The sequence below is a fragment of the Paenarthrobacter sp. TYUT067 genome, from assembly GCF_023656375.1.
In the GTDB taxonomy this organism is placed as follows: Bacteria; Actinomycetota; Actinomycetes; order Actinomycetales; family Micrococcaceae; genus Arthrobacter.
This window is the reverse complement of the sequence record NZ_JAMOIT010000011.1, coordinates 71,174-92,875: the sequence shown is the minus strand read 5'-3', so window position 1 is coordinate 92,875 and position 21,702 is coordinate 71,174. Positions and strand designations below refer to the sequence as shown.

General features: G+C 62.7%; 19 protein-coding genes. 4 read left to right on the top strand and 15 right to left on the bottom strand.

Features of this window, described 5'->3' with window-relative positions:
* Nucleotides 1-42: 42 nt before the first annotated feature.
* The 5 genes from MOD31_RS11735 to MOD31_RS11715 are packed head-to-tail and all read right to left on the bottom strand — an operon-like array spanning nt 43 to nt 6,739.
* Nucleotides 43-1,506 (bottom strand): right-handed parallel beta-helix repeat-containing protein, encoded by a 1,464-nt coding sequence (locus MOD31_RS11735; RefSeq protein ID WP_166841023.1) that lies wholly within the window; start codon nt 1,504-1,506, stop codon nt 43-45.
* 1 nt (nt 1,507) lies between these two features.
* Entirely contained in the window at nt 1,508-3,490 is a 1,983-nt protein-coding gene (locus tag MOD31_RS11730) for a pectinesterase family protein (RefSeq protein ID WP_142937088.1), read from the bottom strand.
* Nucleotides 3,491-3,538: 48 nt separating this feature from the next.
* Nucleotides 3,539-4,435: a carbohydrate ABC transporter permease gene (locus MOD31_RS11725; RefSeq protein ID WP_062070981.1), complete on the bottom strand. Its 897-nt coding sequence runs from the start codon at nt 4,433-4,435 to the stop codon at nt 3,539-3,541.
* Between the two features lie 9 nt (nt 4,436-4,444).
* Entirely contained in the window at nt 4,445-5,395 is a 951-nt protein-coding gene (locus MOD31_RS11720) for a carbohydrate ABC transporter permease (RefSeq protein ID WP_166841027.1), read from the bottom strand.
* A gap of 33 nt (nt 5,396-5,428) precedes the next feature.
* Nucleotides 5,429-6,739: an ABC transporter substrate-binding protein gene (locus MOD31_RS11715; protein ID WP_250820687.1), complete on the bottom strand. Its 1,311-nt coding sequence runs from the start codon at nt 6,737-6,739 to the stop codon at nt 5,429-5,431.
* 298 nt (nt 6,740-7,037) lie between these two features.
* Here MOD31_RS11715 and MOD31_RS11710 point away from each other — a divergent pair, with 298 nt between their 5' ends.
* From MOD31_RS11710 to MOD31_RS11700, 3 genes are read left to right on the top strand one after another with little or no spacing between them, the layout of a single operon-like run.
* Nucleotides 7,038-7,898 (top strand): PmoA family protein, encoded by an 861-nt coding sequence (locus MOD31_RS11710; protein WP_166841031.1) that lies wholly within the window; start codon nt 7,038-7,040, stop codon nt 7,896-7,898.
* Nucleotides 7,895-9,475, top strand: a complete 1,581-nt coding sequence (locus MOD31_RS11705; protein ID WP_166841033.1) for a glycoside hydrolase 43 family protein — start codon at nt 7,895-7,897, stop codon at nt 9,473-9,475. The genes MOD31_RS11710 and MOD31_RS11705 overlap by 4 nt, the downstream gene beginning before the upstream one ends.
* A gap of 17 nt (nt 9,476-9,492) precedes the next feature.
* A complete protein-coding gene (locus tag MOD31_RS11700) occupies nt 9,493-10,503 on the top strand; it encodes a LacI family DNA-binding transcriptional regulator (protein ID WP_250820686.1) in 1,011 nt (336 codons plus the stop codon).
* Between the two features lie 53 nt (nt 10,504-10,556).
* Here MOD31_RS11700 and MOD31_RS11695 read toward each other — a convergent pair whose 3' ends face one another.
* The 7 genes from MOD31_RS11695 to MOD31_RS11665 form a co-directional block, all read right to left on the bottom strand.
* A complete protein-coding gene (locus MOD31_RS11695) occupies nt 10,557-12,233 on the bottom strand; it encodes a thiamine pyrophosphate-binding protein (protein WP_250820685.1) in 1,677 nt (558 codons plus the stop codon).
* Nucleotides 12,230-13,021 carry a cyclase family protein gene (locus tag MOD31_RS11690; RefSeq protein ID WP_250820684.1) on the bottom strand — a complete coding sequence of 264 codons (792 nt, stop codon included), beginning with the start codon at nt 13,019-13,021 and terminating at the stop codon, nt 12,230-12,232. Before MOD31_RS11690 ends, MOD31_RS11695 begins: the two co-directional genes overlap by 4 nt.
* Nucleotides 13,022-13,028: 7 nt before the next feature.
* Nucleotides 13,029-14,696 (bottom strand): NAD(P)/FAD-dependent oxidoreductase, encoded by a 1,668-nt coding sequence (locus tag MOD31_RS11685; RefSeq protein WP_250820683.1) that lies wholly within the window; start codon nt 14,694-14,696, stop codon nt 13,029-13,031.
* Nucleotides 14,697-14,721: 25 nt separating this feature from the next.
* Nucleotides 14,722-16,476 carry a flavin reductase gene (locus MOD31_RS11680; RefSeq protein WP_250820682.1) on the bottom strand — a complete coding sequence of 585 codons (1,755 nt, stop codon included), beginning with the start codon at nt 16,474-16,476 and terminating at the stop codon, nt 14,722-14,724.
* Between the two features lie 27 nt (nt 16,477-16,503).
* Complete coding sequence (locus tag MOD31_RS11675) at nt 16,504-17,745, bottom strand: styrene monooxygenase/indole monooxygenase family protein (protein ID WP_250820681.1); 1,242 nt, start codon at nt 17,743-17,745, stop codon at nt 16,504-16,506.
* A 44-nt stretch (nt 17,746-17,789) separates the two neighbouring features.
* Nucleotides 17,790-18,578: an SDR family oxidoreductase gene (locus tag MOD31_RS11670; RefSeq protein ID WP_166841045.1), complete on the bottom strand. Its 789-nt coding sequence runs from the start codon at nt 18,576-18,578 to the stop codon at nt 17,790-17,792.
* 124 nt (nt 18,579-18,702) lie between these two features.
* Entirely contained in the window at nt 18,703-18,852 is a 150-nt protein-coding gene (locus MOD31_RS11665) for a hypothetical protein (protein WP_165450141.1), read from the bottom strand.
* 206 nt (nt 18,853-19,058) lie between these two features.
* On the opposite strand from MOD31_RS11665, the gene MOD31_RS11660 reads away from it, so the two are divergent.
* Nucleotides 19,059-19,982 carry an AraC family transcriptional regulator gene (locus MOD31_RS11660; RefSeq protein ID WP_250820680.1) on the top strand — a complete coding sequence of 308 codons (924 nt, stop codon included), beginning with the start codon at nt 19,059-19,061 and terminating at the stop codon, nt 19,980-19,982.
* Here MOD31_RS11660 and MOD31_RS11655 read toward each other — a convergent pair.
* The 3 genes from MOD31_RS11655 to MOD31_RS11645 all read right to left on the bottom strand — a co-directional run bounded on the left by MOD31_RS11655 (nt 19,934) and on the right by MOD31_RS11645 (nt 21,657).
* Nucleotides 19,934-20,266 (bottom strand): hypothetical protein, encoded by a 333-nt coding sequence (locus MOD31_RS11655; protein ID WP_250820679.1) that lies wholly within the window; start codon nt 20,264-20,266, stop codon nt 19,934-19,936. The two genes, MOD31_RS11660 and MOD31_RS11655, sit on opposite strands and share 49 nt — an antisense overlap.
* A complete protein-coding gene (locus tag MOD31_RS11650; protein WP_250820678.1) occupies nt 20,267-20,884 on the bottom strand; it encodes a nucleotidyltransferase domain-containing protein in 618 nt (205 codons plus the stop codon).
* Between the two features lie 71 nt (nt 20,885-20,955).
* Nucleotides 20,956-21,657 carry a FadR/GntR family transcriptional regulator gene (locus MOD31_RS11645; protein WP_142937074.1) on the bottom strand — a complete coding sequence of 234 codons (702 nt, stop codon included), beginning with the start codon at nt 21,655-21,657 and terminating at the stop codon, nt 20,956-20,958.
* Nucleotides 21,658-21,702: the final 45 nt, after the last annotated feature.

The window sequence follows — 21,702 nt, the reverse complement described above, 5'->3', positions numbered from 1 at the left end:
GCAGAGCGCGTTCTCAGAGCTCAAAACGCGCACTGCTGCTACTTAGTTGGACGTGCCGTTCAGCACCACCACGTTGGAACGGCTCACTCCGCTGCCCCTGACCAGCAGGACATGCCCGGGCTGAGGGGTGTCGGACGTGACGGTGAGGTCCCGCAGGGCGGAACCGTCCGCAGCCACCAGCAAGGTAACGCCTTCGCTGTTGCTCAGGACCACATCCTCCGCATTTCCCGTTGCCCCGGCCAGGGTGATGTTCCGGAGGTCACCCCAGATAACCGAGGGCTCGTGGTAAATTCCCGGTTGCAGTAGCACCGTGACAGCTCGTGGGTTATTCGCAGGGATTGCGCCAACGGCCGCCCGGATGCTGGCAAAATCGCCCGTTCCGTCCAACGCCACGGTGATGACGTCCCGAAGCGCCGGCTCGGTCCCGCCCAACGGTCCTCCGAAGGCACGTACCCGCGCCGGAACGGCCTTGGTGGGCGTCAGGTCATAGGAGTAGGGGACGTCGAACGCCATGCCCCGTTCCTGGCCGGTGTTCCCGGTGCACTCCTCGAATACGTTATGACGGGCCACCAGCGCACCGCCGGGCCCCTGGTGGTGAAGCGGGTCCCGGACATCCCGGAAGTAGTTTCCTTCCACCAGCAGCAAGGCAGCGTTCCGCCCGAGCATGCCGTAGCTGGAGATGTTCTCCAGATAGTTGTTGTAGACATGCGAGGCTGCCGTATTGTCCAGGCTGGCGTTGCGCTGGTGCGTGTTCCGGATCCAGTTGTGATGCAGCGTCACCCGGGTGACCACGTTCTGCGTCCAGCCCTCTCCGAGGGCCTTGTTGTGGTCTGAAAAGACGTTCCAGGACAGCGTGACGTTGTCGCAGTCCTTGCGGATATCCACCAGGCCGTCGCCCAGCCGGGTGAAATGCATGTGGTCCACCCAGACGTGTGTGCTGGTGTCCACCTGGATCCCGTCCCTGTCATTGTCAGGCCGTTTCCCCACAAAGTCCCCGGGGATGTAGGAGTCCCGGACCGTGAAGTTTCTGAACACGACGTTGGCGACATTGACCAGTTTGAAACCCGCATTGACTACTGCGGCCCCTGCGCCTGCGCCGAGGAAGGACTTGTTGGAGGTCACTGTCAGTTTCTCGTACTCCGCGAACACCAGTTCGCCGTGCAGGATCACCACCAGCGGCTCGGCACTTTTCGCGAAAGCCCGGAGTTGTTCCGAGGTTCTGGCGTGGACCAGCGTGCCGCCCGCACCACCAGTAGTGCCGTCGCGGCCGTGGGTTGCGACGCCGGCGAAACCCTCGGGTGCCGACGTCCAGGAACCTCCGCTCCCGCGGTTCACCGGCAACCTGGCTTCGCCCCAACCGTGGGGATCGACGCCGGATGGGGCACCATCAGTGGCCGGCGCCGCCACTGCTGGGCTGAAGAGGCCGGTGGAGGCCAGAGTGCCAGCTGCGAGTCCAGCGGTTAGGAGGGTCCGGCGTCGAATGTTCGGTTTCTGTGCGTCCGCCATCTCAAGCGCCTGCCGCCGGGGTCCAGTCACCGAGGAACCTGTCCTTCGTGAATTTCAGGGCCTCTTCCGGAGTGAGTTGGGGGTGGAACTCGTTGATGTATGCACCCGGCCCGGTGTTGTTGAACTCAGCAAAGCGCCCCTCGGTCCAAGCATGCCCACTCATGTCTGACCAGCCCTGCTTAGCGATGTGACTGCCCAGGTTCGAGTCCCGGATGACGGCCATGGGGTGCGCGTTGGGGTCGCTGCTGGCAAACCAAGGGCGTCCCAAGCTGACGGTCCCGGGTGCGGCGTCCGAAGTGAGGGTGCTGTCCACGATCAGGAAGCCGTAAGGGTTGGAGTCCTTGGTGCTGGGTGCCACGATGTAACCGTTGTTCGTGTCGCTGCCGCGGTCCAGCGAATGGATGGTGCAGCCTTCAAACACTGCGGTGCCCCGGCCGTAAAGGAAGTCCACGTCACCTTCTATGTAGCAGTTTTTCAGGTAGGTGCGGGCAGTGGCGTCACGGCCGGTGGTGTCAGCGAGGTAGGTATCCTGGTTGCCGAGGAACCTGGTGTTGTCGAAGGTGACCTTGTCTGCCACCGTCCGCACCGCGAGGGCCTGGCTACCGCCGTGAACGGCCTCGTCATAAGCGTTTTCCACTGTGAGGTTCCGGACCGTGGTGTGTTCGGCCAGGACGTTGAGGGTGGCACTTCCGGCCGCACCCCAGGTTCCGCCGAAGAACTTTGCTCCGTTTGCAGGGGTGTCGTAGGAAATGACGACGTCGGCCGGGTTGGCTGTTGCTCCTTGCAGCGTCACGTTGGGCCGGTCGGCCCAGACATTCACCGCTTCCCGGTAGAAGCCGGGCTCGATGGTGATGGTCCGGGGTTGTGTGTTGCCCACAGGAATCGAACCGATGGCCGCCTGTACGCTGCCGAAATCGCCGGTGCCGTCCAGCGCGACCGTGACCTCCGTCGTCGTGCTGGGTGCTTTATTTTCGCGGGGTCCGGCACTGCCGGTGACCAGTTCGGGAACCCTGGAGGAGTCGTCCTTGGCGTATGAATAGAACTGCGTGGGGTCGAACGCGATGCCCACGTTATCCTTGCGGCCGCGGGTGGAATCAAAAACGTTGTCACGGTTGACGATTTCCGTGGCAGGGTCCTTGGCCACCACGGGATCGGCAACCGAGGTGAAGTAGTTGCCCTCCAGGACCACCTTGGCGGCGTTGCGGCCCATCATTCCGTACTGGCCAATGTCCTGCAGGTAGTTGTTGTAAACGTGCGCAGCCGCTGTATTGTCCAGGCTGAAGTTCCGCTGGACAGTGTTGCGGATCCAGTTGTGATGGATGGTCATTTTGGTGACCGCGTTGCTGGTCCAGCCAACGCCCAGGGCCTTGTTGTTGTCCGCGAACACGTTCCACGAGTAGGTCAGGTAGTCCGAGTCTTTGCGGGTATCGATCATGCCGTCGCCCATGCGCTCGAACTTCATGTGGTCCACCCAGACATGGTGTGAGGTGTCGAGTTGGATCCCGTCACGATCGTTGTCCGGGCGTTTGCCGTCCCAGTCGCCGGGAATGTAGGAATCGCGCACTGTGAAGTTCCTGAAGATCACGTTGGACACGTTGATGAGCTTGAAGCCGGCATTGACCAGCTCCACGCCCGCGCCCGTACCGATGAAGCTCTTGTTCGATGCGACCGGAATCTTGACGTAATCCTGGGCCATGATGCTGCCCTTGAGGAAGATCACCAGCGGCTCCTCGGCAGCGGCATAGGCTGTGAGTTCCTCCAGCGAGGACACGCTCACGTGCCTCCCCGCCTGGCCTCCGGTGGTGCCGTCCAGGCCGTTGCCGGGAAGGGACGCGAAACCGTCCGGACGTTGCTTCCACAGGGCCGCCGGTGCCGCCGGTGATTCTGTGCCGCTGTGGATGGGCTCCGCCCTGGCAGGCACAGCGGTAAAGCTTCCAAGAATGACGACGGCGGTGGCCGCGCCGAGCAGGCGTCGCAGGCGCATGCAAAACTCCTTTGTCTTGTCTTGTTGGTGTTGCTCTGGGGGAGGGGCCTACTTAAGGCCGGTGGTGGCAATTCCGTTGATGAGGTATTTCTGCCCTGCAATGAAGAAACCGATGATGGGGGCGATGGACACCACTGACATGGCGAACATGGGGCCCCACATGCTTTGTCCTTCCGAGTCCATGAAGGCGCGAAGGGCCAAGGGAACGGTGTAGAGGTCCTGGTTCTGGATGTAGAGCAGCGGACCAAAGAACTCGTTCCATGTGGAGATGAACGTGAAAATAGCCGTGGTGGCCATGGCCGGCACGCAGAGGGGCAGAATGACGCGGATGAAAGTTCGGAACGGGCCGCAGCCGTCAATCTGGGCGGCATCGTCCAATTCCTTGGGAAGAGACTTCATGAACTGCACCATGAGGAAGATAAAGAAGGCATTGGTGGCCATGAAGTTGGGGACGATCAGCGGCAGGTAGGTGTCCAGCCAGCCGAGCTGGGAGAAGATGATGTACTGCGGAACCAGAAGAACGTGGCCTGGCAGCATGAGTGTTCCCAGCATGAGGGCGAAGAACAGCTTCCGCCCGGTGAACTCCATCCGCGCGAAGGCGTAAGCGGCCAGTGCGCAGGAGAAGATGTTGCCGACGATGGAGAAAATCACCACGATCATGGAGTTGATCAGGTAAACGTGGAACGGCTGGTCCAGCGCGGTCCAGCCCTGGGCGTAGTTGGAGAAGTCCCAGTTCTCCGGCCACAGCCCCAGCTGCCTAAAAATATCGTTGCTGGGCTTCATCGAGCTGGAGATCAGCCACATCAACGGATAGAGCATCACCAGCCCCACCAGGCAGAGAATCAGATGCCGTGAGAAGCGGGAAACCGGGGTTCCCGTCAGGGCGTCTTCGGGTTGATCCTGCTTGGCCAGCTTGCGCTTGAGAGGTAAATCAAGGAGTGCCATGGGGTTGCCTTAATTGTCGTAGAAGACCCAGAACTTGGATGCGATGAAATTGATGGCCGTGAAAATCGCGATGATCATCAACAGCAGCCAGGCCATGGCCGAGGCATACCCCATCTCGAACTCGGTGAAGCCCTTCTGGTACAGGTAAAGGTTGTAAAACAGCGTGGAATCCGCTGGGCCTCCGGTACCCCCGCTCATCACATAGCCCTGGGTGAACGTCTGAAACGAGCCGATGAGCTGCATGATGAGGTTGAAGAAAATAATGGGGCTGATGAGTGGCAAAGTGATGCTGCGGAACTGCCGCCACTTGGAGGCGCCATCAATCGAGGCAGCCTCGTAGTACATCCCGGGGACCTGCCGCAGGCCGGCAAGGAAGATCACCATGGGGGAGCCGAAGGTCCAAACATTCAGCACAATGAGGGTGCTCAGCGAGAACTGGGGGTCGGTCACCCACGCCGGGCCCTGGATTCCGAATAATCCCAGGAACCCGTTGACGATTCCGTCGTTACCGAAGATGTAACGCCACAGCATCACGATTGCGACGCTCCCTCCCAAGAGGGAGGGCAGGTAGTACACGGAGCGGTAGATCGAAAGTCCTTGAAGGCCCCGGTTCAGCACCAAGGCGACCAGCAAAGCAACAGCGAGGGATATGGGCACCGACACGAAGGTGTAGATGAACGTGACCTTCAGCGACTGAATGAGCCTGGGGTCCTCGAACATCGCCTGGAAGTTCGCCAGCCCCACAAAGTTGGGCTCGGTAAAGAGGTTGTAATCCGTGAAGGCGAGGTACAGCGAGGCAAAGAATGGGATGACGGTAAAAAGCATCCCCAGAAACCAGGGAAGCAGGAAAAGATACCCGGAGCGCTGCTTCCTACGTCGGGATGGGCGGATGCGCTGCTTACCGCCCGCTGCGGCTGCGGCCGGGGCGGCGCCAGATGGTTGTTTGATCAGAACCGACATAGCGCCACGACCCCCTCGTGAATAGCTCCGGGCTTACTTGTTGATTGCTGCATTGCTCTTCTCCATGAAGGTCTTCGCGGCATCGGCGGGACTGACGCGCCCGAACTCCACTTCAGTGGTGAGCTGTTTGAGAGTGTCGGCTACAACACTTGCGCCCTTGGGATACACGTAGGCAGGTGGCAGATCGTCTTCCTGAATGGAGGCCATCATGTCCACAAACGTCTTATCGTCAGCGCTCAGCTTGGGCGTGATGGCGTCCGCCACCTCAGGGTTGATGGGGACACCGCGCTGCGTGAGGACTTCGGCGGCACCTTCAGCGTCGTTCGTCAGGAAGTCCACCAGCTTGGCGGCCTCCTTGGGATGCTTGGACTTGGCAGCGATGGACCACAGCATGGTGGGATCTGCGGAGTAACCGCGGCGCTCGCCCGTGGTTTCACCTGGAATGCGGAGCAAGACCACTTCGCCCTCCACGGCCTCGTTGTAACCGCGGAAGTTGTTGATGGGGATGATCTGCGAAGCCACCGTGCCCTTCGCGAGGTAGGACTGCGCCGGCGAGCCGCCAATTTGCTCGAAGAATCCTGCGGGCGGATAGCCGCCGGCTTTGCGGAGGTCCACGCTGTACTGGAACCAGTCCTCGATGGTCTTCTCGCTGACGCCGAGCTTGTTGTCCTTGGTGTAGAAATCCTCGCCGCGTTGGCGCGCGAGCATGATGGGTCCTGTTTCCGTGGCGACGTCGTAGCCAGCTCCGTAGACTTTTCCGCCGGTTTTCTGCGTGACTTCGGTGGCGAACTTGGCGTAGTCCTCCCAGCTCCAGGTTTTGTCGTCCGGGATGGTGACGCCGGCCTGGTCCGTGATGGTCTTGTTGACCACCATGCCGATGGTGGTTACTCCGGTGGCGAGACCGTAGAGCTTGCCGTCAACCTCGCCGCGACTCAGCGTGGTTTCCGGAACCTTGTCCAGGTTCAGCTCGGGGAAGGACTTGAGGTCGGCGAGGGTGCCGCGCTGGGCGTACTCCAAGAGGCTGCGGTTGGCCATCGCCAGGACGTCAGGCGGGTTGCCGCCTGCGAATCGGGTGGCCAGTTTGTCTGCGTAAGGGGCACTGTCCTGGTATTCGGTTTTAACGGTGATTCCCGGGTTCTTCTTTTCGAAGATCCGCAGTGCAGCTTCCGTCATCTTGGCCCGGTTGGCATCGCCCCAGAAGACGAAGTTCAGTTCCACGTTGCCGCCGCTTCCGGAGGAGGTTGCGCCACCTCCTCCGCAGGCGCTCAGGGCCAACCCGGCCGCGACCACCGCGGCGCCCAGGACCAGCCTGCGCGGGATAGGAGTGCTTGCTGTCTTCTTCATTGAATGACGCCTTTCTGGTGCCCGATCTTCGGGCGTGGATACAAACTCGCTGAATATTTGGACGGAAACTTTCCGGTGTACGGGCGTGGGAAGCATTGCTTAGACCATCACAGCGACCCAAGAGTGAGGTGAAAATTACTGAGTAAACGATTTCTAGCAACGAATGGCTGTGACTGTCAACACATCACAACTCAATATCGGAAAATAGTTCAAAGAAACTTTCATAAGTAGTTGCCGAACTCTTTCTGGTCTGTTTATGCTGATTCCCACGCAGCGGAACCCATCACAAGGAGGTCGAATGGGAAGCTTCCAACTCAACGGCGCAACCGTGCTGGAGATGAACACCGGCGGCGATCTGGCAACCGTGCTGTCTCCCAGGCCGTACCTCCACCCTGTACGGACTCTGGCCGGAGTGGCGGTGACGGAAGCTGGTCCAGTTGATCACCCGCACCACCTCGGTCTGTCGCTCTCTTTCTCGGACCTGAACGGAACCAACTTCTGGGGTGGATCCACATTCACCGAAAATGGCCCGGCAATCCTTCCCAACCACGGACGTCAAGTGCTCGCGGAATGGCTGTCCCTGGAGGGGCTGGGGAAGGGGACGGTGGTGTGGCTGGACAAGAGCGGAGACCCGTTGGCTGTGGAGGGGCGGAGCTACCGATACCAAGAGCACCCTGCCGCAAACACGTGGAGCCTTGCGTTCGAATCCCTGCTTCAGCCTGCCGGTGACGTGGAGCAGTTGTCCGTGTCGTCGTCTGCCGTTAAAGGGCGTAGCGGCGCTGGCTACGGCGGCATATTCTGGCGCTTCCCGTCGGGTGATGTCCCGGCCAAAGTGCTGTGTTCAGGAGGAACAGGGACGGGCATAGCCCATGGATCACTTTCCCCTTGGCTCGCGATGGAAACCCGGCATGAGGGCCAAAACGTCAGTGTCATCCTCGCTCAAGACACCTCCGCGTTGCGCCCTTGGTTTGTGCGCACTGACGGCTATGTAGGCGCGGGTCCGGCCGTCGCGTGGGACCACCCGGCAACAGTGGACCGGGGCAATCCGCTCAAGCTCAGTCTCCACGCAGTGGTCCACGACGGCTCCCTAACCAGCCCCCAGCATGTCGAGGAACTCCTTCTCCACCACTTCAGCAGCTCACCCGACAGGACACCATGACAACCCGACACCGCACCCCCGTCTACAACAACCCCATCCTCAACGGTGACTGGCCGGATCCTGACGCGGTACAGGTTGACGGCACCTATTACCTCGTCGCCTCCAGCTTCAACAGGGTTCCCGGCCTGCCGGTATTGCGGTCGCGGAACCTGGTGGACTGGGAGCACGCCGGGCATGCGCTCCGGGAGCTCCCACAATCCAGCCACTATTCGCTGGTGAGGCACGGAAGTGGCGTGTGGGCTCCGGCGCTGCGTCACCATGATGGCAAGTTCTGGATCTTCTATCCGGATCCGGACCACGGCATTTTCGTGCTCAGCGCAGAGAAGGCGGAAGGACCGTGGAGCGCACCCCATCTCCTCTATCCCGGACGTGGACTCATCGACCCCTGCCCCCTGTGGGATGACGACGGCAGCGCATACTTGGTCCACGGTTGGGCCAAGAGCCGCATCGGAGTCAAGAACCGGCTCACTGTGCACCGGATGAGCCCGGACGCCTCCCGGCTCCTGGACCATGGAACCCACGTCATCAACGGCGAAGACCTGCCGGGCTTCTCAACCCTGGAGGGGCCCAAGTTCTATCAGCGCGACGGCTGGTACTGGATTTTCGCGCCGGCGGGAGGCGTTGCTACAGGATGGCAGTCGGTTTTCCGCTCGCGGTCGCCGTTCGGACCTTACGAGGAACGGCGCGTCCTGGAGCAGGGCGATTCGCCCGTGAATGGCCCGCATCAAGGCGCCTGGGTCACTACTCCTGAGGGCGAAGACTGGTTCCTGCACTTCCAGGACCGGGGGCCGTACGGACGCGTGGTTCACCTCCAGCCCATGGGCTGGGGTGAAGACGGCTGGCCGTGGATGGGCAAAACAGCGGACGACGGCGGACCGGGAACCCCGGTTTCGAGCCACCCCTACCCGCGCGGTACTTCGCCCGAAAACTGTGCACCACCCGCCGGTGACAACTTCACGTCCCCCGGCCTGGGCCCGCAGTGGCACTGGCAGGCCAACCCCCGGGACGAATGGCTGTCCACCTGTGGAGGAGGACATCTGGTACTCCGTCCGCAAGCCAACGATCCCATCAATCTCCGCGAGCTCCCTAACGTCTTGGGCCAGATCCTCCCCGGCGAACCGTCCACATTCACCACCACCCTGGAACTGGACGATGTGGCTCCAGGTACCCGGGCCGGCGTCGTGGTTCTGGGTCAGCGGTACGCCTGGCTGGGGATCGTACGCACCCCGGACGGCTACGTCCTGGGTAGCGGAACCGGCAGCGAAGGTCCGCACGAGCAGCCGATAGGGCGCGCCGTGGCCCTTCCGGGGCCGCGTATTGAGCTGCAGATCCGCATAGATGAAACTCCGCAGGCCACGTTTGCCTGGCGGGTGGGTCCCACGGATCCGTGGCAGATTCCCATCTGGGATTTCGATGTTGTTGAGGGCCGCTGGATCGGCGCTGAGCTGGGGATTTTCGCGGCGTCGCCCTTGGGCTCGCGTCAACGCGGGAGTGTTATCGTTGGTCCCGTGCGGGTGGACACTGCGCCGGTCCGCCGGGCGGCCGCCCAGCGCGTTGCCGCCCCCGTATCCCCATGAGTTCAAGGACCGCCCCATTGACCGCCACTCCGCGCCCCAAGATCGCAGACGTGGCTGCCGCCGCCGGCGTCTCCGTCCCCACTGTTTCCAAGGTGTTGAACGGCCGCTCCCACGTCTCCGAGGCAACGCGCGCCCGTGTTCAGCAGGCCTTGGAGGACCTTGATTACACCAAGCGGCAGTCGCCCACCGAACCCGGATTGCTGCAATTGGTGGTGAACAACTTTGATTCTCCATGGGTCCTGGAAACCATGGAGGGAGTGGAAGCTGCTGCTGCGCGGCTCGGCTACACCGTGGCCTACACGCGGGCCGTAAATGCTACTGCCGGGAACTGGCAGAAATTGCGTGAGCCCTCCGGCAACCGGCTCGACGGCGTGATGCTGTTGGCTCCACGGCAGGGATCACCACTGGTAGAGCTGGCGCGTACGCTGAACATCCCCGCTGTTGCCATAGACCCTGAAGGTTCCCAAGGCCTGCAGATTCCCAGCGTCAGCCCGGCCTCGTTCTCCGGAGCGCTGCGGGCGGTGTCCCATCTTCTGGAACTTGGGCATGAGCGCATCGGCATCATTACCGGCCGCGTCCACAGCCCGGGTCATGGGCGTGCCCGCTACGCAGCCTACGCGGCCGCCCTTCATGAAGCCGGGCTGCCGGTACTTCCCGAGTTCGTGCGCGACGGCGATTTCAGTATCGAGTCCGGGCTTCGCCTGGGCGGTGAGCTCCTGGACCTGCCGGAGCGGCCCACCGCAATTTTCACGGGCAGCGACCTGCAGGCCCTCGGCGTGATGAACGCCGCCGGGCAGCGGTCCCTGAAAATCCCCGGCGACCTCAGCATTGTGGGATTCGACGACATCGCCCAGGCAGCCCTCACGTCACCGCCGCTCACCACAGTCCGGCAGCCGCTCGCGCAGTTGGCGTCCATGGCCGTGGGCATGCTCACGGAGCAGATCGAACAGCATGGACTCGCTTCTTCAGCGGCCCTTGAGGTGGCAACGGAACTGGTAGTGCGCGGGAGCACCGCCCCGCCCAAGTAGCACCGGCCCACCCATGTAGCACCGCCACACTCAGGTAGAACAGTGCTCCCGTCTTAGTGGCCTTGGAATGCTTCGGCCAGCCACCACGATCCGCCGTCGGATGCTATCTTTGCGTCGATCACCAGGGGTCGGTCCTGCGTCCCTGCTTCGTAGGTGGCGATCCACGGGCGAATCGCTTCCAGATCCGCCACGGTCCGCACCGTCACGCCTTCCGCCCCGAATCCACGGGAAATCGAGGCGATGTCCGTATCCGGGAACACCACGCTGGCGAGCTCGGCCTCTGTGTGCCCCGAAGCGAAGTGGTGGACCTCGGCTCCATAGGCGGCGTCGTTGTAGACGATGCACACCAGCGGCAGCTTCAGTCGCGTGGCGGTCTCCAGCTCGCTGATTCCCATGAGGAATCCGCCATCACCCGCGCCGAGAACGGGCAGTCGGTGCGGTTGGGCGAGGGCAGCGCCGATCGCCGAATACAGGCCCAGCCCGATTGCCTGGAATGCTTGGGTGAAGCAGAATCCGAACTCGTCCGGCACGGCAAGGTATTGGCTGGGGTAGCCCATGAAGTTGCCCGAATCCACTGCCACGATCCTCTCGGCAGGGAGCAGGGTGTCGAGTTCGCGGGTGAGGACGCGGGGATCGATGGACGTCGCAGTGGAAACATCCGCAGTGGAAACGTCCCGCCACCGCGAGCCCTGCTTGATGGCCAGTGCGTTAGCCTCGGTGCGGTACTTTTCCGCAGGTTCGGGCTGAACCGAGCGCAATGCCACCAACGCATCCCCAGCCGTCAGCGCCGAATCGCCCAAGACGCCCAGCGAGATGGGCCGGTTGGCGCCGAGCGCGGCATCTTCGACGTCGATCTGCACTACTTTGGTGCCAGCGGAAATCAGCCGTCCGTGCCGCATGGTCCACATGTTCAGCGCACAGCCCCACCCCACGATCAGGTCCGCGCCGCTGATGAACTCCGCCGTGGCAGGCGAGGAAAAACCACCCGAGATGCCCAGGTTGTGGGGATCGCCGTTGAACAGCCCGCTCGCCACTGCCGAGGTGGCCACCAGCGCCCCGGCATGACGTGCCAGCTCCAGGATCTCGTCCCGGGCGCCCCGCCCACCGCGTCCGGCAACGAACACGGGCCGTTCCGCTTTCGCTATCAGTGCGGCCAGTTGCTCCACGGCGCCAGTGTCCGGGCGGATCTTCAACGGCTCAGGCACGACGACGGCACCCACTTCATCTGCCGCAGTGCCACTTTGGATGTCCAGCGGCAGGCTCAAAACCACCGTGCGTCGCTCGTTCACGGCAGTCCGGAACGCCCTGACGGTGTCCGCGACGGCGGTGGCGGGGGAGTGGATCCGTTCGGCCACCGCGCCGACGCTGCGGGCCAGGCTGTCCTGGTCGATCTTGAAGTTGGAGCGGATGGCAGCGGCCTGGGTGTCGGCGGTGAGCACGATCATCGGCGTCCGGCTCTTGGCTGCCTCACCGATGCCGGTGATGGCGTTGCTCAGTCCGCAGCCCTGGTGCGTGGTGACCACTCCCACCTTCCCGGACATCCGCGAATACGCGTCCGCCATGGTCGCCGCCCCGCCCTCATGCCGCGTGGCAGTGAACTGAATGCCCTCCGCCATGAGCGTGCCGGTGACATCGAAGTTGCCGGAGCCCACCACGCCGAAAACGTGCCCGACGCCGAGCTTCGCCAGCGTCCTGCCCACCAACGTGGAAACCCGCACTTGCCCGCTCATGCTCGCTCCACCGTGCCCTTTTCCACCAGTGCGTACACGCGGCTGGGGCTGCCGGTGCCGCCCACGATCGGCAACGGAGCAACCACCAACGTGGCACCGGTGACAGGAAGTCGATCTACATTCCGCAGCGAGGTCACGCCGTACTTGTCCGCGCCGAGCAGGTACGAGTGGACGGGGAACATCGGATCCAAGCCACCTGCCTGGCCGGCGTCGATGCCCACGGTTTCCACGCCAAAGCCACTGATCGAGGCGTTACCGGCAAGCCACTTGGCACCCGCGGCGGAGACTCCGGGAGTGTGGGGTCCGGCGTCGTCCGCGTTGACGAAAGCCGCAGCGTCAGCGCCTCGAGCCGCCCAGCCCGTCCGGAAGATGACCCAACAGTTCTCCGGGAACGCACCGTGCTCTTGCTGCCACTGTTCAAAGTGCTCCGGTTCCAGAAGGAAGTCCGGATCCGCGGCAGCTTCAGCGGTCTTGTCGATCACCACCAGCGGCCCCACCAAGCGGTGTGGTTCAATCTGGTCCACGGACTTGCCGTCCTTGCCCGTGATCCAGTGGACCGGTGCATCCAGGTGCGTGCCCGCGTGTTCGCCCACTGTGACGTCGTTCCACGCCCAAGCCGGGCCGGCGTCGTCGAAATTACTCACCGGTGAAACCGACAAACCCGCCGTGTTCGCGAACGGCTGCGGCAGGTTCAGGATGGGGGTCTCGGAACTGAGTGGTGTGGTGAGATCGATGATCTCCACGGAACCACCCGAAAGGGCTGCAGTGAGCCCGGCCAGAACAGACATTGTTCTCCTATCGCTTGCTTGGTTTAAGTGCTGCTTGAAGACGGGACAGTGGTGAGGGCGGTGCGGTCAGTTTTTGGGCCACCAAGTGGCCGGAACCGCCGGAAAGTCCGGGGCCGGGGTGAGTTGATGCCCCGATGTGCCACAGCCCTTGGACGGCGGTCCGGTGTCCGGCGGCGGAGGGAAAGGGCCGCCAGAGCAGGTTTTGGAAGAGCTCGGCCGAGCCGCCGTAGGGGTCGCCGTTGACGGCATTGGGGTTCGCGGACACCAGGTCCGTGGGGGCAAGGATGTCAGAAGCAAGAACCGTTGCCTTGGTTCCCGGGGCGAAGTGCTCCAACCGGGCAAGGACCCGCTCCAGATATCCGTGCTTCAGCTCGTCAGTCCAGCCGTTGGTAACGGACAGCTCGCCCGCAGCGTCGCCTACGGGGGCGAACGGCACTTCCTGCAGTTGCAGCCACAGCGTGGCTTTGCCTTCCGGAGCCCGCGATGGATCCAGCACGCACTGTTGGCCCACCACCACCGTGGGCTCGTTGGGCAACAGTCCGGCTTCGGCTTGGGCGCAAGCAATCCCGGTGCTGTCCGAGCCATTGCTGATGTGAACCAGTGGGACGCCGTTGAGCCTGGGGTCGAGCCATTCAACCGGCTTGTCCAAGGCGAGGTGTATCTGCATGGCCCCGCGTCCGTTCTGGTAGCGTTCGGCGGCGTCGGCAGTACCGGCCGGTGGCTGGCGAAGAAGCCGGGTATAGAGGGCCTGGGGTGAAACGTTCGCGAGCACGGTTCCGGCGGAAACCACACCCTGCGACGTGCGGACGCCGGTGACGGAGCCGCCCTTAGCTGAACGCTCGGAGCCCACCAGGATCTCCTCAGCCTCCGCGCCCAGCATGATCCGTGCCCCGTTGTCGCGCAGCAAGGACTCAAAAGCCTCCACGAACCTGGAGGCCCCGCCTTTCACAACAGGGAGACCGAAGCTGTGCATGCTCATGGCCATCACCGGGAGCATCACCCCGCCGGTGGCTTGGTCCGGGCCGAGCCCTGCGTGCAGAAGCCACGGTGACCACAGCTGGTCCGCTTCCCAGCCATCAAAACGGCTGCGGACATAGTTTCGTCCGCTCATCACGGAATCGCGGACGAAGGCTTCCGTCCCTTGGAAGCGCCCGCGTCGTAAGGCCCCCAAAGCAATCTTTGCCACTTCCCCAAAAGACCGAAGCTCTGCTCCGAAAGCCCCGAACACCGTTCCTGCGTTGCGGCCCAGATCATCAAGCATTGCCAGATACGCAGCTTGGTCGCCGGGTTCCTTGAACGCAGCAGCCGTGGTGGCCGGGTCCCGCTCCGCGATGACCACACGGTGGGCTCCGGTGGCCGGGTCCGCGGCAACGCTCGCCGTGACCGGGCCGGAGGTGTTGGAATACTCCAGGCCCCTGGCATGCAGCTCCTTGCCCAGCGCCCCGTAGGCACCGCCGGAGACGAACAACGGGTGCCAGGAGGAGAAGGAGTCGTGGATGAAGCCCGGAAGGGTCCGCTCGGCGGAATGGATGAAGCCACCAAGGCGGTCAGAGTGCTCGATGATGCACACGCGCTTCCCGGCCAAGGCCAACTCTGCCGCCGCCACCAAGGAATTGATGCCGGAACCGATGATGGCCACCTCCATCGAGCCATCCATGTCAACTGAATCGTCCATATCCGCACCTTTCACAAGAGGGCCGCTAGAAATCCGGATGGCTGGCGGTGGCGTGGTACTTGCCGCCGTGGAACACCAGGGGAGCACCGCCGTCGTGCTTGTAGCTTTCCACTTCACCCACGTAGATGACGTGGTCGCCGGCGTCATGTCGCGAAACGGTGCGGCACTGGAAGGTTGCCACAGCGCCGTTCAGCAGCGGAATGCCGGCAATTCCTTCAGTGGTTTCCGCGCCCACGAACTTGTCCGTGGCAGGTGTTGCGAACTGCCGGGACAGGACGTGCTGGTCACTGGCCAGGATGTTGATGGCAAAGTGCGTTGCGTCCTCGAAATCACCCAGGCTGGGCGCCCGTTTGCTGGGGCACCAGAGCACCAGCGGCGGCTCCATGGACACTGAGGTGAAGGAATTGGCGGTCATGCCCACTTTTCGGCCGTCCGCCGCCACAGTGGTCACCACGGTGACGCCCGTGGCGTACTGACCTAGGGCGCTGCGGAAATCACGGACATCGAACACCGACGTGTCCTCTTCTTTCTTGGCCTGCATGAAGTCCGCGGCAGCTGCGGAGTCGAACCACCAAGGGTACGACGTCCGGGGGTCATCAAAACCGCTCACGATGCTTGCTGCCAGGGCCGGATGGTCAGCGGCCTCACGGAGGAGCGTCCTCTGGTGATCACGCCGCGGCTTCAGGAGATCGTTGGTCCATTCCACGGCCCATTGCCCCCAGCCGCGCCAGAATTCGTCAAACGTCCGCTCCATCCATGGGCGGTCAAAAGCTTGCTGGCCGCGGCGAACAATCGCGTCAAGGTAGTACTTCGCAGCCAGGGTCGCGTTGTTGGAGCCCTGCCCGGTGAGGGGATCATTGAGGACCACGGCGTCACCCAGCCCGAACACCAACTTGCCGTTGCGGAGCTCCCCGACGGCGGACCTCACCGTGGGCGTGATGCGTCCCAGGAGCGTGGCACCGCTATCGGTCAGCTCCGCGTCGGCGAAGTTTTCGGCCTCGTGCGGGAAATGCTCGCGCAGGATTTCCAGCGAACGCTCGAGCTGCTCTTCGGGGGTCCCGACGTCGGTCCAGCGGTCCATGGGGCCGCCCACCACGCCTTCGAACACCATCATGCGGCACGGGCCGGAGACGGTCAGGCCCGGGAACGTGAAGAACTCCCCGACGCCGGGGACCATGGACATGCGGATGGCGTCGCCCCCGCCGTCGGTACCTGCTGCGGACGAGCCGGCGGAAGCCCCGCCGTCGGACGTGACGTAGTTCAGCGCCAGAACCCTTTGCGGCCGGTCGAAGGGCGATTTTGCCTTATCCCGCGGGAAGATTTGGCCGATTTCGCCCTTGCCGGTGCTGACAATGACCAGTTCGTAGTCATGGGCGAGTTCTTCGAGCATCCTCGGGGTGACCTTCTCAATGCGGAAGTCGCCACCGGCTGCAACAAACGTCTCGATCCAGAGGGCACTCTTGATGCGCTGGTCAATGGACCGGGCGGGGCCGTCCAGGGGTGCTTCCCACTCGATGGGTTCATCAGCATCCACGCGTAGCCGGATGGAGGTGATGCCAGGGACGGATCCGGATTCGTAGAATTCGGTGAGCGCCGTTCCCATGTGGGCTTCAGCGTCGAGGGCGGTTGAGAACATGCACTGGCTGGACATGACCTTGCCGGTACGGATCTGGGCTGCGGACCGGTCGGACAGGAGCGTTACCGCGTAGCCGTCCCGTTGCAGGCCCAATGCCAGCTGGGCGCCGGATTCGCCGGCCCCTACGATTGCTATTTTTCGCATGGTTGAGTCCTTATTGGCAGGGTTGTGCTACGAAACTTTGGCGGCGGAAAGGTCTGCGAGGTAGCTGGAGGCTTTGTCCGGGTACATGAACCAATCCTGGAATTCCGGCGGATGGTTGAAGCCGTTGGCGAAGCGGTGCGCGATGTCCGGTTCGCTATTCGCAGCACCCAGCAGCTCCAGGACATGCGGCGGAGGCGGGGCCAGGAGGGCATTTGTCCAGTGTGCAACGTGCTGCGCGTAATCCCAATAGCGCTCGAAGGTTGCCTGCATGAAGCTCGCATCGTAGGCGCCATTGCCGTGCCGGGTGATGCTGTCCAGATACGACGCCGCGCACTTGCTCGCGTTGTTGGAGCCCTGCCCGGTGATGGGATCGTTCAACACCACGACGTCGGCCAGGCCCAGTACCTGCCTGCCGCTAGGCAGTGTGGCAATCGGGTGGCGGACGGTGGGGGCAAACCGGCCTTGAAGGACGCCGTTGGGATCGGTCAGTTCCACATTCGTGGCACGCTCGGCTTCCCACGGCAGGAACTTCGAGAGGATGTTCTTGGAGTTCTCCAGGTGTTCCTCCGGGCTGAGCCCCTTCCACGTGTCCATCGGGCCGCCGGGTACGCCTTCGAAGACCATGATTTCGCAAGGACCGGTGGTGGTCAGTGCGGGGAACACGAAGTACTCGCCCACGCCCGGAATGAGGTTGAACGAGACCGCCGAGTACTCTTCGCGGGGTTTCAGGCCCGTCACATAGGTCAAGGCCAGGGCGCGCTGCGGGGCATCGTAGGTGCTGCGTTCGGCGTCGCGGGTGAACAGTTGGGCTATCTCACCCTTGCCGGCCGCCACGATCACCAGGTCCGAGGTCTGCGTGTACTTTTCCAGCTCAGCCACACCGGCATCTTCGAAGACCAGCTCGCCGCCGCGGGCTGTGAATTCTTCCATGAACTTGGGGAACTTCACCCGCTGATCGATGGACTTGGCGTGGTTGTCCAGTCGTGAGGCCCAGCTGATCGCCTTCTCACCCGGCAGCTCGGGGTGGGGGATGGTGAAGGAGATGCCGTCCACGGTGGGAGCATCGGGCCAGAAGTCCAGGCCGAGGGCCCGCTCGTTCTCAAGTGCGTTGTGGAAGATGCATTGGCTGGAGGCTACTTTGCCGCCAGCAATTTCCTCGGACGTGCGGTTGGAGATGGTGGTCACCTGGTAGCCGGCGTCCAGGAGTCCGATGCCCAGCTGAAGCCCGGACTGGCCGGCCCCGACGATGGTGATGTGGCGTTGCGTCATGGCGTTGCCTTTCTCTTTGGTGGAGGTTGTTGTGAAGCTTGGCGTTAGTTTGCTGCGAGCAGGGGAATAGCCTCTTCGGCTCGTTCCGGTCCCAAGGCGGAATAGCCGCCGTCAACGGCCCAATCGGCACCGGTGACGAAACTTGCTTGGTCACTGGCGAGGAAAGCGACGACGTCACCCACCTCGTGCGGGCGGCCGACCCGCTTGAGGGCGTGGAAGGGGGCCGCAACCGAGTCTGTCTTTTGGAGGTTCCCGTTGCTGAGGGAGTCCATGATGTTGCTCCAGACCCAGCCGGGGCTGACGGAATTCACGCGGATGCCGTCTTCTGCGAAGTCCACGGCCATGCTGCGGGTCACCTGAACCAGGGCTGCTTTGCTGGCCGGATAGAGCCATCGGCCGGTCTGGGCCACCGAGCTGGAAATGGAGGTGAAGTTGATGATGGCACCGTGGCCGGACGCCTTGAGGTAGGGTCGGGCCGCATTGCTCGCCACCACGGCGCTGACCAGATTGACGTTGAGTGCTTCGAGCCAGTCGGCTCGCCCGGAGGCTGCGCCGTCGTCCTTGTAGGTACAGGCGAGGTTTACCAGGACGCCGAGCCCGCCGTAGAGGGCCACGGTTTCCTCCACCAGTTCGCTGACTGCGGCATCGTCGGTGATGTCCGTGTGGGAATAGTGAATTCCTTCCCCGAGTGCTTTGGTGAGGGTGTCGCCGTCGGGAGCTATATCCGCAACCACCACCGTGGCTCCGGCGTCGCGCAATGAGGTCACCACGCCTTGCCCCACCTTGGTGGCCCCACCGGTGACGATTGCCGTCCTGCCTTCGAGTGCTGACATCTGCCGAACCCTTTCCCTCGCGTGCTGTGTTACGTAAATATGACGTGCGTCATATTCACTCTTGAAGTGACTCTAGGTTGCCCTTCTCCGGCGGAATATCCACTTGGCGCAGTGATCATCCGAATTACGCAGGTTCTTCCTCTTCCTCGTGCCAACCCACCCATGCCGCGGAAGTGAGGTGGGTTTCCCTGGCCCGAAGCTCCGCCGCCCAGAGTTCGAAGTGGCTCCTGTCCCATTCGTCTCTGCGGTCATGTACCACCTTGATGTTCTTCACTGGTCCTCACCCCGCTTCCGTCGCTGTTATGGTGCTGTGAGCTGCGTCATACTTGTCTCAAAAGCGACTCTAGACAGCTGTTGGACTCCGGAATATCCAGTTGGCGCGAGGATCGTCCGATAAGCGAAAAGCTGCACAAGACCCTGTGAAGTAGGTGGCGGATGGTGAGGATTCTTCCCCGTGATGTGCTCCGGGGTCGCCCAACCATGGCCACCACTGACGTGGACGAGGCACACGCCAGGATCGCCGAACTGTTCTGCAGCCACGAGCTTGCACCACTGACGAACCAGTCCTCGGTGGACATGAAGTTGCGCTCCCTGCACCGGGGTGACGTGGGGATCGAGTTCCTGGACTACGGAGCCGACGTCCGGATTGAGCCCGAGGGCCTGCAGGATTTCCACCTGGTGCAGATCCCGTTGGCAGGGCACGCATCCATGAAGGTGGGTGCCAGCACGGTGGAGTCGGGTCCCCGGATGGCCACTGTTCCTCCGCTCCACCGGCCCTTCTCCATGAGCTGGGACGGCGGAAGTCCGCACCTCATTGTCTACGTGCGTCGTTCAGCGGTTGAGCGGGTGGCGGGTCAGCTTTATGGCCATGACACCGTTGATCTGGGCTATGGCATGGACCTTTCAGGTGCCGCCGGCCGCGCGTTCTTGAGGTCCGTCGTCGAGCTTCATGACGACATGATCAGCCAGCCACGTACCACTGCTCCCGCGTTTGTGCAGGGGCTGCTGGCGGACAGCATGGTGTCACGCCTGCTGATGGCCATGGAGTTGCCCGGTGATGAGACCCGGGACGCGGAATCTGAAAGCCGCCTGGTCCGGGAGTTCCGCGAGCTGTTGGACCGGCATGCTTTCGAGGAACTTACCGTGCCGGACATCGCCGAGTGCTTGGGTGTCTCGGTTCGAACGCTGCAAACGGCACTTCGGGCGGAAACTGGAGCGACGCCGTCGGAGTTGCTGCGCAGTATCCGGCTGGACCGTGCCCGGGAGATGCTCCTGGAGGCGAGCCCCCGCGAGCAGAGTGTCACGGCCATCGCGGAACTCTGCGGCTTCACGCACCAAGGGCGCTTCTCTGCGCTCTACGTGAAGGCCTTCGGAGAGCTACCCAGCGAGAGCCTGCGCCGATGACGGAAAGCTATCGGCGAGCATAATCCAACAGCGCCCCCATCCACTGACTTGAGCAGAGCTACCGCGTCATTGTGGTCCTGGCCCTGCGCGAAGTGACCGAGCCGAGCAATGCAGATGGCGTCAGAGGCGGCGATTCCTGCGTGGACGCAGAGGGTTGCCACGGCGTCGGCAACTTCGTAGTGTTCTTCAGCAAGTTCGAGGGCATCCATGGCCACCCGCTGGAACTGCGCGGCCTTGCTCAAGCGACCTCGGCGGATACTTTCGCTTCCCGGTGTGGTCCTCATCTAAGCGCCACTGCCAGCGCGGAGAACGCGGCGCAACCACGTTCCATCGCCGAAAAGTGTGTCGCCCTCATCGATGATGGACTCGAAAATCGACGAAGGCGCTACTTCCGACTCCAGGAAGACAAAAGGCCGCGTGTCGTTGCCCGTCCAGGCGCTGATTTCGCCGGCCAGAGTGGCTATTCTGGTTTCGGCCTGCAACTCGTTGACGTCGTTCGGAAGGGCGATGAACAGGTCTATGTCGCTATCGTTTCGCATGTCATTACGTGCGGCCGAGCCATAAATCGTGACGACAATCGGCGCGAATTCCCACAACTCGATCTCGGTCCGAATGCGCTCGATGAGATGGTCTTTTGCGCTGGCCATCTCCTCGACTGCTTTGGCCAAGAGGTGATGACGATTGAGGCGGAAAATGTGAGTTCTTCCGGCAACTTTCTCTACGACAATGCCTTGATCGACCAAGCGGGCGAGTGCCTTGCGGACTCCGGCGAGTGAGCTGGGCTCGGGAAGGAGGCTGCAGATGCCGGGGGCGGTGAAGTCGGCATCAGCCCGCGCAAGGACGTACAGCGCACCCATATCCAGCGACGGGCTGATGGCAGTCAAGGGGTTCTGCAGGCGCAAGATTCCTCCTATGTCTACTATTGTGCACTTATAGACACAATAGTAGACATCGCGGCGAGTGCCGGTGCCAGCTACGCCTCCAGAACGTACGTCTTCAGATCGTCCAGCGTCTGCTGCATGTGCGCGTCCATCGCGAGACGGGCCTCGTTGGGATTGCGCGATTCCAAAGCTGCGGCGATCTTCCGGTGGTGCCCGATCGCGTGTTCCTGGATCTCCGGGAAGGCTGAAGTCTCGGCGCGCCGGGCTTCCAGGACCCTGTGCAGGGGTTCGAAAAGCACTGCCACAAACACGTTGCCGGAAGCGTGGAGAATTACATCGTGAAAGGCGAGGTCGGCTTCGACAAACCCGGCGAGGTCGTTGACTTCGTGGGAGGCCTGCATCTTTTCCACGTGGTCCCTGAGTGCGGCGAGCTCATCATCGGAGATGCGCTCGGCGGCGAGTTCGCAGGCGCCGGTTTCGAGCATGCGGCGGAGTTCAATCAAATGGATCGCAGCCGCCGCGTCCTTCGTTCCTTCAGACGCCGCACGCAACACGGCTTCCAAGGAGGCCCACTGGTTGAGGGGGTTAACAAACGTTCCGCGGCCGCGTTCAACGCTGAGGATTCTCTGGGCCTCAAGGGTTTTCATGGCCTCGCGCACTGTCATGCGGCTTACTTCGTGTTTGGCGCTGAGCTCCAGCTCGCCCGGTACCACTGTTCCGGGCGGAAATTCGCCCGCGATGATCCTGTCCAGCAGCTCATCGGCCACGACGCCCACCAATGACTTGCGTGCCATGTGTCCCCATTTCCTGTCCTTCAGACCGCCCGGGTCCCCGTGGAT

What these genes read in the sequence shown, in the direction of transcription:
- MOD31_RS11735 (WP_166841023.1), bottom strand. Translation starts at nt 1,506, where the DNA reads ATGGCGGACGCACAGAAACCGAACATTCGACGCCGGACCCTCCTAACC.
- MOD31_RS11730 (WP_142937088.1), bottom strand. Translation starts at nt 3,490, where the DNA reads ATGCGCCTGCGACGCCTGCTCGGCGCGGCCACCGCCGTCGTCATTCTT.
- MOD31_RS11725 (WP_062070981.1), bottom strand. Translation starts at nt 4,435, where the DNA reads ATGGCACTCCTTGATTTACCTCTCAAGCGCAAGCTGGCCAAGCAGGAT.
- MOD31_RS11720 (WP_166841027.1), bottom strand. Translation starts at nt 5,395, where the DNA reads ATGTCGGTTCTGATCAAACAACCATCTGGCGCCGCCCCGGCCGCAGCC.
- MOD31_RS11715 (WP_250820687.1), bottom strand. Translation starts at nt 6,739, where the DNA reads ATGAAGAAGACAGCAAGCACTCCTATCCCGCGCAGGCTGGTCCTGGGC.
- MOD31_RS11710 (WP_166841031.1), top strand. Translation starts at nt 7,038, where the DNA reads ATGGGAAGCTTCCAACTCAACGGCGCAACCGTGCTGGAGATGAACACC.
- MOD31_RS11705 (WP_166841033.1), top strand. Translation starts at nt 7,895, where the DNA reads ATGACAACCCGACACCGCACCCCCGTCTACAACAACCCCATCCTCAAC.
- MOD31_RS11695 (WP_250820685.1), bottom strand. Translation starts at nt 12,233, where the DNA reads ATGAGCGGGCAAGTGCGGGTTTCCACGTTGGTGGGCAGGACGCTGGCG.
- MOD31_RS11690 (WP_250820684.1), bottom strand. Translation starts at nt 13,021, where the DNA reads ATGTCTGTTCTGGCCGGGCTCACTGCAGCCCTTTCGGGTGGTTCCGTG.
- MOD31_RS11685 (WP_250820683.1), bottom strand. Translation starts at nt 14,696, where the DNA reads ATGGACGATTCAGTTGACATGGATGGCTCGATGGAGGTGGCCATCATC.
- MOD31_RS11680 (WP_250820682.1), bottom strand. Translation starts at nt 16,476, where the DNA reads ATGCGAAAAATAGCAATCGTAGGGGCCGGCGAATCCGGCGCCCAGCTG.
- MOD31_RS11675 (WP_250820681.1), bottom strand. Translation starts at nt 17,745, where the DNA reads ATGACGCAACGCCACATCACCATCGTCGGGGCCGGCCAGTCCGGGCTT.
- MOD31_RS11670 (WP_166841045.1), bottom strand. Translation starts at nt 18,578, where the DNA reads ATGTCAGCACTCGAAGGCAGGACGGCAATCGTCACCGGTGGGGCCACC.
- MOD31_RS11660 (WP_250820680.1), top strand. Translation starts at nt 19,059, where the DNA reads ATGGCCACCACTGACGTGGACGAGGCACACGCCAGGATCGCCGAACTG.
- MOD31_RS11655 (WP_250820679.1), bottom strand. Translation starts at nt 20,266, where the DNA reads ATGAGGACCACACCGGGAAGCGAAAGTATCCGCCGAGGTCGCTTGAGC.
- MOD31_RS11645 (WP_142937074.1), bottom strand. Translation starts at nt 21,657, where the DNA reads ATGGCACGCAAGTCATTGGTGGGCGTCGTGGCCGATGAGCTGCTGGAC.